General features: G+C 40.5%; 3 protein-coding genes. 1 reads left to right on the top strand and 2 read right to left on the bottom strand.

Annotation, left to right across the window (positions count from 1 at the left end):
- Positions 1-319: 319 nt before the first annotated feature.
- Entirely contained in the window at positions 320-454 is a 135-nt protein-coding gene (locus LD39_RS23960; protein WP_081988535.1) for a YjcZ family sporulation protein, read from the bottom strand.
- 70 nt (positions 455-524) lie between these two features.
- Positions 525-731 (bottom strand): hypothetical protein, encoded by a 207-nt coding sequence (locus tag LD39_RS20435; protein WP_035552982.1) that lies wholly within the window; start codon positions 729-731, stop codon positions 525-527.
- A 311-nt stretch (positions 732-1,042) separates the two neighbouring features.
- On the opposite strand from LD39_RS20435, the gene LD39_RS20430 reads away from it, so the two are divergent.
- A partial coding sequence (locus tag LD39_RS20430) for a phytoene desaturase family protein (protein ID WP_369793269.1) occupies positions 1,043-1,677 on the top strand: 635 nt, incomplete at its 3' end.

Here is a 1,677-nt window from a genome sequence, read left to right as displayed (position 1 = left end):
TTTGAACACTTTCCTGTGGGGGAACCGGCGAGCTTCCTCGGGCTGAGCCTGAGGAGGCTCAGCGCATGCCCGCGGAAAGGGAGTCGTTTTCTACGCACTTATCATCGCACATAAAAGTCTCGAAACTAAGTCTACGATACTCGGGAGTTTTAATGGAAATAACACAAGGGATTTCCAAAATGAATCGTTAATAATAAGGTTTAGCGGATACTAAAAAAGTACACAACCAGATAGGTTGTGTACTTTTTTTGAGCAATTTTACTTTTTATCTGCCATTCTCAAGAACTGAGGTGTAAAACCTCTAGCTCTTCACTATACCCTAGCAATAAAATGCTGCTCCTACGATGATCAATAGGATGAACAATACGACGATCAAGGCGAAGTTATTCGGGTAACCCCTATAACCACCGACTCTTCTACAACGACGTCCTCCGTAAGGATAGCCTCCGTACATAAGCTCACCTCCTGTTGTTTACATTTCAGCCTATGCACGGAAGAAGAGATCTGTATGGTTAAATACCCACTCAAATCATAAAGGTTGCAGGAGCCAACTTTATAATTTTACTTTTTTGATTCAACCCGCTTTTCTCTTTTTCATTATGATGGTGTGCACATCGATCGATCTCCTCACACCAATGATTTAATTGTTCGTTAATCATCTGTTCATGATCTGGAGCTGAGGCAGAATGAGAAGGGAAGTACGGCCCGGAAATTCTTTGATTGGCATACATAAGTCACAGCCTCCTTAGGTCCTATTATTTCCGAACGACTGCATTTTATGAAACGTATGGAAGAGTCTAAACACCAAAAGGTTATAAACAAAATTCTAATTTTTGTTATAAAAAAATGGAAAAGGGTAAAGGAATGGGACATACGTACGTTGAAATAATCCATAACACATTGGCGGAGAGTTCTTGGTAGTGAATTACATATTATTTATGTATAATGATTGTACAACTATTGCATATCAGAATGAAAGAAGGTGAAGCTTTTGAAAACTGTTGCAGTCGTGGGGGCTGGACCCGGAGGGCTGGCTTCAGCCATGATGCTTGCATCACAAGGGTATAATGTACACGTATTTGAAAAACAAGATTACGTTGGAGGTAGAAATGGCCACTTTTCTTTAGGAGAGTACACCTTTGACATTGGACCTACATTTTTGAGTATGCCTCATATTGTAGAAGAAATATTCCAGTTATCGGGTCGAAATGCCCACGAATACTTAGATCTTATAGAATTATCACCGATGTATGAACTTCAATTCGACGGAAAACGTGTTCCGATGTATCGGAATAGAGAGAAAATGCTCGAAGTCATATCCGAACATTTCCCCGGAAATGAAAGGGGTTATGAGCATTTCATGGCCGACACAAGGGAAAAAATGCAAGCTTTACTTCCTTTGCTGCAGACTCGCCACCACAGGTTGAGAGACTACATCAGTAAGCGGGCTTTGAAAGCTCTGCCTAAACTTTCGCTAGGTAAATCTGTCTATGATGTTTTATCGGACTATTTTACAGATGAGAAGTTGAAAATTGCATTTACTTTCCAGGCAAAATATCTTGGAATGTCCCCATGGGAATGTCCTGGCGCTTTTTCTATTCTTTCTTATATGGAACATGAATATGGCGTTTTTCATCCAAAAGGCGGCGTCAATCAATTGTCAAAAGCGATGGCTAA

Source organism: Halobacillus sp. BBL2006, assembly GCF_000786645.1.
In the GTDB taxonomy this organism is placed as follows: Bacteria; Bacillota; Bacilli; order Bacillales; family Halobacillaceae; genus Halobacillus.
This window is presented reverse-complemented; position numbering and strand designations above follow the sequence as displayed.

What these genes read in the sequence shown, in the direction of transcription:
- LD39_RS23960 (WP_081988535.1), bottom strand. Translation starts at nt 454, where the DNA reads ATGTACGGAGGCTATCCTTACGGAGGACGTCGTTGTAGAAGAGTCGGT.
- LD39_RS20435 (WP_035552982.1), bottom strand. Translation starts at nt 731, where the DNA reads ATGTATGCCAATCAAAGAATTTCCGGGCCGTACTTCCCTTCTCATTCT.